A 6,157-nucleotide genomic window follows, 5' to 3' on the forward strand; every position below is an offset into this window, starting at 1 on the left:
TCGGCCCGGCCGCCAGCCGGTAGGCGAGGTGGCCGCCGAGCGCCGCACCGGCCGAGACGGCGGTCAGGCCGGCCCATCCGAGCAGCCGCCCGGCCGTCCGACGGCCGCGGCCGCGGGCCAGCAGCGATCCCGCGTACAGCAGGACGCCGGAGTTGACGGCCACCGCGTGGACCAGCCCGGTGCGGCGGCGCGGCGGGTCGAGTTTCGCCCAGTCCACCCAGCCGGCCAGCGCGGCGGGCCCCACCGTGACCAGGCCGGCGGCGACCAGGACGTCCGCGGCCCGACGTTCGCCGGTGGCGTCGAGCAGGCCGGCCGAGAACCAGCAGCCGATCGGGACCTGCACCAGCGCCGGGTGCAGCGGGTGCCCGAGCCAGACCCCGTGCAGGGCGTCCCGGTAGGGGCCGAGCGGCAGTCCGATGACGAGGTCGTGCAACGGCCCGGCCGGTGCGTCCAGGAAGCTCCAGGAGGTGGGCGCGTCGAGGGCGGTGCGCAGCCGACGGGACCAGGGGGAGGTGTGCGTGAAGGTGTCCATGCCGGGCGGCTAGCCGTTGGCCGCCCGCCCAAACGTCCCGGGGGAAGGAAAGGACTGGGCGGCGCTCGGACGGGTAGACGCCCGCGGTTGGCGCCTGCGGTTCAGGCGGCCCCCTCCGGTGCGCGGGCGCGGGGTGCGCAGTCCCCGGTTTCCCGGTCGGCGCCCGTGGCGAGGGCCGCCGCCACGTGCGGGTCGGTGCGCCGGTCGTAGCGCCAGAGGGCGGGGAGGGCGGCGGTGAGCACCCCGGTGGAGGCGAGACAGAGCAGGCCGCCGGAGCGGAGCGCGGCCCGGATGCCCTGGCGGGCGGCGAGCCCGCCGGCCCGGATGTCCCCGAGGGCCGGGCCGGCCGAGCCGACCAACACCTCGAGCCCGGCCGTGCGGCCGCGCAGTCCGTCGGGGACCGACTGGTTCCAGATCGCGGCGCGGAAGGTGTCGCCGACCCAGGCGGCGGCGCCCGCGGCGGCCAGGCAGAGCAGCAGCGCCCACACGTTCCGGCAGAACGCGGCCGTGACCATCGCCGCCCCGACCAGCGCGGCGGAGAGCAGGACCGGGCAGCCGTGCCGCGCCACCCGTTCGGTCCACCCGCCGGTCGCGGCGGCCAGCAGCCCGCCCGCCGCGGCGGCCGAGTAGAGCAGACCGAGCGCCCACCGCGCGTCCAGCTCCGCGGCGAGGAACGGGAACAGCGCCGTCGGCAGGGCGAACACGGTGGCCGCCAGGTCGGCCAGGTAGGTGCCGACCAGCTCGGGCCGCCGCGCGGTGTACCGCACGCCCTCGGTGAACGCGTGCAGCTGCGGCGCCTCGGCGTCACGGGCCGACGGCACCGGGCGGACCCCGGCGAGCAGGGCGAGCGAGACCAGGAAGGTCGCCAGGTCGACCAGGTATGCGGCCGGCACGCCCGCGGCGGCGACCACCACGCCGGCCGCGGCCGGCCCGGCCAGCCCGGCGATGCTCCAGCGCAGCGAGAGCAGTGAGCCCGCCGCGACCAGCTGGTCGTGCGGCACCAGCCGCGGGACCATCGCCTCCACCGAGGGCTGCTGGAGCCCCTGGAGCGCGGCCGCGCAACCGGCGGCGGCGTAGAGCGGCCAGAGCATCGGCGTGCCGAGCAGCGCGTTGGCCAGCAGCAGCGCGCTCAGCCCGGCCAGCGCGAGCTCCGTCAGCAGGGCGACGGTCCGCCGGTCGGCCCGGTCGGCGAGCACCCCGCCGTAGAGGCCGAACACGACCGTCGGGACCAGCTCCACCGCGCCGACCGCGCCGACGGCCAGCGGCGAGCCGGTGAGGTCGGCGATCTGCAGCGGGATCGCGGTCATGGTGAAGACCGAGCCCAGCAGCGTGACGGCCCCGGAGCTCCAGATCAGCCGGAAGTCGCGGGACGACCGCCAGGGGGCGGTGTTCGGCAGCAGCCGCGACAGCAGGGCCCGGGACGGCAGTAACCGGGGTGGCAGGAGCCGGAACCGGGGGCGGCCCTTGCGGGGGCTGGTGCTGGTGCTGGTGCTGGTGCGCATCGGCATCGGGGGATCGGCTCCGTTCGTCCTTATCACTGATAAATTCCGAGCGGGAACTTAGCAGCGATAAGGTGGGTCGCCAAACGATTAACAGGCGGCGGCCGAGGCGGCGGCGAACGAGGGCGGGAGGCCCCGGACGGCATGGCACTGCAACGCGACGAGGTGGTCCGGACCGCCCTGCGCCTGCTCAACGAGGTCGGCATCGACGGACTCACCACCCGCCGGCTCGCCCGGGAACTCGGCGTCCAGTCCCCGGCGCTGTACTGGCACTTCAAGAGCAAGCGGGAACTGCTGGACCTGATGGCGGAGGCCATGCTGGCCGAAGCCCTTCCGCCCGACCGCGCGCCCTCGGCCGCGGACTGGCCCGCCTGGATCGCCGCGGACGCCCGGGCCAAGCGCCGCGCCCTGCTCGCCTACCGCGACGGCGCCCGCGTCCACGCCGGCACCCTGCCCACGGTGGACGAACTCCCCGCCGTCGAGGCCCAGGTGGGCGCGCTCTGCGGGGCCGGACTGTGCCCGCGGACCGCCCTACGGCTGCTGCTCACCGTCGACCGCTACGTGATGGGCTGGGTGGCCGAGGAGCAGGCCTGGCGCCAGGACGCCGACGACCACGCCCGGCCGGCCTTCCCCGACGAGGCGCTGGCGGGGCTGCCGCTGCTGCGCGAGGCCGCCGACGTCCTGCGGATGACCGACCACGACGCCGACTTCGAGTACGGACTGCGGGTCCTGATCGAGGGCTTCCGCGGCGCGATCGCGCAGGAGGCCGCCCGGGAGGGGGCGGTGGCGGGTGGCACCGGGGGAGCGGGCGAGCCCTTGCCGTGACGTGGCCGTGTTCATCGAGCGCCGGACCGCCGTTGCCGTGCGGTCCGGCGGCTTCGGGTCAGATCCGCAGCTCGGGCGGAAAGCCGGTCCAGCGCAGCTCGGCGGGCAGATGGCGGGTGTCGTTGTGGACCAGGACCGAGGACGGCCGCCCCGGCGCGTAGCGGATGACGGTCAGTGCCGCGTTGCCGTGATTGAGGCCGAGCCAGCGCCACGCCGGGGCGTCGGTGGCGTGCCGGACCAGCCAGCCGACCAGGAAGTTGTGCGTGACGACCAGCTCGTGGCGCTCCTCGTCGCCGGGCGCCGGGCCGGTGAACCGCTCCACGGCCTGACGCGCCAGCACCGGTCCGCGCTCCCGCTCCCCGGGCGTGGCGCCGGAGAGGAAGCGGAGGAGGAAGTCGGCGGAGTCGGGCGGCAGTTCGGCCCGGTCGGGGATGTACGGGACGTAGTCGCCCGCAGGCTCGGAAACGGTGAGAGCGGCACCGTCCAGGTGCTCGCCGATCAGCTGCGCGGTCTGCGTGGCCCGGGGGAGCGGTCCGTGGTGCACCACCGAGATGGGGCGGTCCGCCAGTCGGCGGCCGAGCAGGGCGGCCTGCCGGCGTCCGTTCTCCGACAGGCCGCTCTCGTCGGGCAGTGCCTCGCCGTGGCGCACCAGGTACAGGTAGCGGGTGGCCGTTCCCGTCATGCCCAGGACTCCTCTGCCGTGCCTCTTCGCGATCTTGTGCGTCGTCCTGGGGTGACGCCGTTCCCGCCTGCGCCGGTTCCTCGTCCGGTCGGTCGTCCGGCGGTCCAGCTCCGTCCGGCCGGTCGTGGGCTGGGGCTGGGGGCCTGCTGCGGGTTCAGGCCTCGCGGCCGCCCGCCGCCGACAGCTGCTCCTCCGTCGGCTGGTGGTGGGAGGTGGCGGACAGCATCGGAGCGGCGTGCCGCTCCGGCCGGTAGGTGGCCGGCTCGCTGATCCGGCTCCGCGGTGCGTTCTCCTCGGCGGGAACGAGCGGTACGAGCCGGCGGGCGGCGAGGTGGCCGACCCAGTGCCGGTGGCACTCGGGGCAGGCCTGGGCGCCGTCCGGCACGTACGGTGAGGTGACGGGGATGCCGTTGAGGGAGAAGTACTCCCAGTCGGTGCCGTCCTCGTCGCGGACGTGCTGCACGTCGTAGTCCGCGCTCCAGGGGTGCCAGCAGTGGCCGCAGGTGAACTCGACCCGCTCCACGGCAAGTTCGGTGATCATCTCCGATTCCTTCCGGTGTCGGTGTGGCGGTGTTCCGCTGTGGCGGTGTGCTGCCGTTCCTGCGCTGTGGGCTCCGCTGCCGTCGTACTGCTCGGGTGCTGCGGAGCAGGGCCGGTGGAGCAGGGCCGGGGGTAGGGCCGGTGGGATGGCGGGCGGCGGCGCCCGTCGCCGTCCGGCGCGCATTCCCACCCACTGGTTCGTATACCTCAGTGGCTCGGTAATGACAAGGCCGGGCTGCCGGGCCTGGCCCCTCCGTGCGTCCCGGCCGGCACGTCCTCCGGGACGGGGCCCTGCACGTCAGGCCTGCCGCCCCACGGATTCCAGCGCCTCGCGGAGTCGTCCGGCCGAGGCGGCGAGCAGCCGTCCGGCCTCCGGCGCGTCCACGTCGGCGAGGACGACCAGGATCGCGTCCTTCGCCCGGCCGTCGGTCGCGGCCAGCGCGGACCGGACGGTGGCGTCGTCGGCGCCCGTGGCCTCGGCGACGATCCTGCGCGCCCGGTCGCGGAGCTTGTCGTTGCCGGCCCGCACGTCGACCATCAGATTTCCGTACGTCTTGCCGAGGCGGACCATGACGGCCGTCGAGATCAGGTTCAGCACCAGCTTCTGGGCCGTCCCCGCCTTGAGCCGCGTCGAGCCCGCCACCACCTCGGGGCCGACCTCCACCTCGATGCCCAGGTCCGCCGCGGCCACCAGCGCCGAGCCGCGGTTGCAGGCCAGTCCGACGGTCAGTGCCCCGGCCGCACGGGCCTGCCGGACGGCGGCGACCGTGTACGGGGTCCGGCCGGAGGCCGAGACGCCCACCACGCTGTCGGCCGGAGTCAGGGCGAGCGCCGCCAGGTCGGCGGCGGCGAGCTCCGGCCGGTCCTCGGCTCCCTCGACCGCGCTGACCAGGGCCGGTGCCCCGCCCGCGAGCAGGCCCACCACCTGCCCGGGAGCGGTGGCGAAGGTCGGCGGACACTCGCTGGCGTCCAGCACCCCGAGCCGTCCCGCGGTCCCTGCGCCCGCGTAGACCAGCCGCCCGCCCCGGTCCATCCGCTCGGCGACGGCGTCGACCACGGCCGCGATCTCCGCCAGCCGGCCGCCGACCGCCTCGGCGACGGTGCGGTCCTCGGCGTTCATCAGCCGCAGCAGGCCGAGCGTCGGCAGCCGGTCGATCCCGGCCCACTCCGGGCGCACCGCCTCGGTCGGTGGTGCGGGTGCCGATGGGGTGGCGGTCGGTGGTGCGGGTGCGGGTGCGGGTGCGGGGGTCGGGGCCGGTGGTGCGGTCGGCGGGTGGTTCTCCATGACGCCCTCCTCCCCGTGCATGGCCGGCGTGAACCAGGGCAAGCGTCCGGACGAGGGAGGCGCGTCATGAATCACCAGGAGACCGTGGCCGCCCTGCTGGAGCGGTACGGGCAGACCTATGCGGACGAGGCGGGCATCACGCTGCGCGACACCCCGGCGCCGCTCTACCAGTTGCTCGTCCTGACGGTGCTCTGCTCGGTCCGGATCAGCGCCGCCACCGCCGTCGCCGCGGCCCGGGAGCTCTTCGCGGCCGGGTTGCGGACGCCGCGCGCGATGACCGAGGGCTCCTGGCAGTCCCGGGTGGACGCGCTGGGCCGCGCCCATTACGTCCGGTACGACGAGAGCACCGCGACCGCGCTCGGCCGCGGCGCCGACCTGCTGATCGACCGGTGGCACGGCGACCTCCGGCGGTTGCGCGACGAGGCCGACGGCGACCCCGGCCGGATCATGGAGCTGCTCCGCGAGTTCCCCCGGATCGGGCCGGTCGGGGCGCGGATCTTCTGCCGGGAGGCCCAGGCGGTCTGGCCCGGCCTGCGGCCCTTCGTCGACGAGCGCGCGTGCGGGGCGGCCGCGGACCTCGGACTGCCGCACACCGCTGACGGCCTGTCGGCCCTGGTGCGTCCCGGCGAGCTGGCCCGGCTCGCCGCCGCCCTGACCAGGGCCGGCCTGGCGCACGCCGAGCCGCGTGAGCTGGCGGCGGCGCCTGCATCCCTTCGTGGCCCGCGCGGCCCATCTCGCCATCCTGGCTCTGGAGACGGGGCGCCCCGAGCAGTACATCTGGATCGACGAGAAAG

At 75.8% G+C, this 6,157-nt stretch carries 6 protein-coding genes and 1 pseudogene; 2 read left to right on the forward strand and 5 right to left on the reverse strand.

Features of this window, described 5'->3' with window-relative positions; translation table 11 throughout:
* Together ABZ885_RS33530 and ABZ885_RS33535 are read right to left on the reverse strand one after the other, a co-directional pair.
* On the reverse strand, positions 1-532 hold a 532-nt coding region (locus ABZ885_RS33530), incomplete at its 3' end, for a DUF2231 domain-containing protein (protein WP_360197185.1).
* A 101-nt stretch (positions 533-633) separates the two neighbouring features.
* Positions 634-2,040 (reverse strand): MFS transporter, encoded by a 1,407-nt coding sequence (locus ABZ885_RS33535; protein ID WP_360197188.1) that lies wholly within the window; start codon positions 2,038-2,040, stop codon positions 634-636.
* 135 nt (positions 2,041-2,175) lie between these two features.
* Between ABZ885_RS33535 and ABZ885_RS33540 the strand changes: the two genes are divergently transcribed.
* Positions 2,176-2,856, forward strand: a complete 681-nt coding sequence (locus ABZ885_RS33540; protein ID WP_360197191.1) for a TetR/AcrR family transcriptional regulator C-terminal domain-containing protein — start codon at positions 2,176-2,178, stop codon at positions 2,854-2,856.
* A gap of 58 nt (positions 2,857-2,914) precedes the next feature.
* On the opposite strand, the gene ABZ885_RS33545 is transcribed toward ABZ885_RS33540, so the two are convergent.
* From ABZ885_RS33545 to murQ, 3 genes are all read right to left on the reverse strand, one after another.
* Positions 2,915-3,538 carry a histidine phosphatase family protein gene (locus ABZ885_RS33545; RefSeq protein WP_360197194.1) on the reverse strand — a complete coding sequence of 208 codons (624 nt, stop codon included), beginning with the start codon at positions 3,536-3,538 and terminating at the stop codon, positions 2,915-2,917.
* A gap of 154 nt (positions 3,539-3,692) precedes the next feature.
* Entirely contained in the window at positions 3,693-4,079 is a 387-nt protein-coding gene (locus ABZ885_RS33550; protein ID WP_360197197.1) for a hypothetical protein, read from the reverse strand.
* Between the two features lie 297 nt (positions 4,080-4,376).
* Complete coding sequence (gene murQ, locus ABZ885_RS33555) at positions 4,377-5,363, reverse strand: N-acetylmuramic acid 6-phosphate etherase (protein ID WP_360197199.1); 987 nt, start codon at positions 5,361-5,363, stop codon at positions 4,377-4,379.
* A gap of 66 nt (positions 5,364-5,429) precedes the next feature.
* On the opposite strand from murQ, the pseudogene ABZ885_RS33560 reads away from it, so the two are divergent.
* Positions 5,430-6,023, forward strand: a pseudogene (locus ABZ885_RS33560) (endonuclease); the annotation flags it as partial.
* Between the last annotated feature and the right edge of the window lie 134 nt (positions 6,024-6,157).

The organism is Kitasatospora sp. NPDC047058 (assembly GCF_040643935.1).
Taxonomy (GTDB): domain Bacteria; phylum Actinomycetota; class Actinomycetes; order Streptomycetales; family Streptomycetaceae; genus Kitasatospora.

Excerpts from the sequence above, each read along its gene's own strand:
- ABZ885_RS33535 (WP_360197188.1), bottom strand. The coding sequence starts at position 2,040 with ATGCCGATGCGCACCAGCACCAGCACCAGCACCAGCCCCCGCAAGGGC.
- ABZ885_RS33550 (WP_360197197.1), bottom strand. The coding sequence starts at position 4,079 with ATGATCACCGAACTTGCCGTGGAGCGGGTCGAGTTCACCTGCGGCCAC.
- murQ (WP_360197199.1), bottom strand. The coding sequence starts at position 5,363 with ATGGAGAACCACCCGCCGACCGCACCACCGGCCCCGACCCCCGCACCC.
- ABZ885_RS33540 (WP_360197191.1), top strand. The coding sequence starts at position 2,176 with ATGGCACTGCAACGCGACGAGGTGGTCCGGACCGCCCTGCGCCTGCTC.
- ABZ885_RS33545 (WP_360197194.1), bottom strand. The coding sequence starts at position 3,538 with ATGACGGGAACGGCCACCCGCTACCTGTACCTGGTGCGCCACGGCGAG.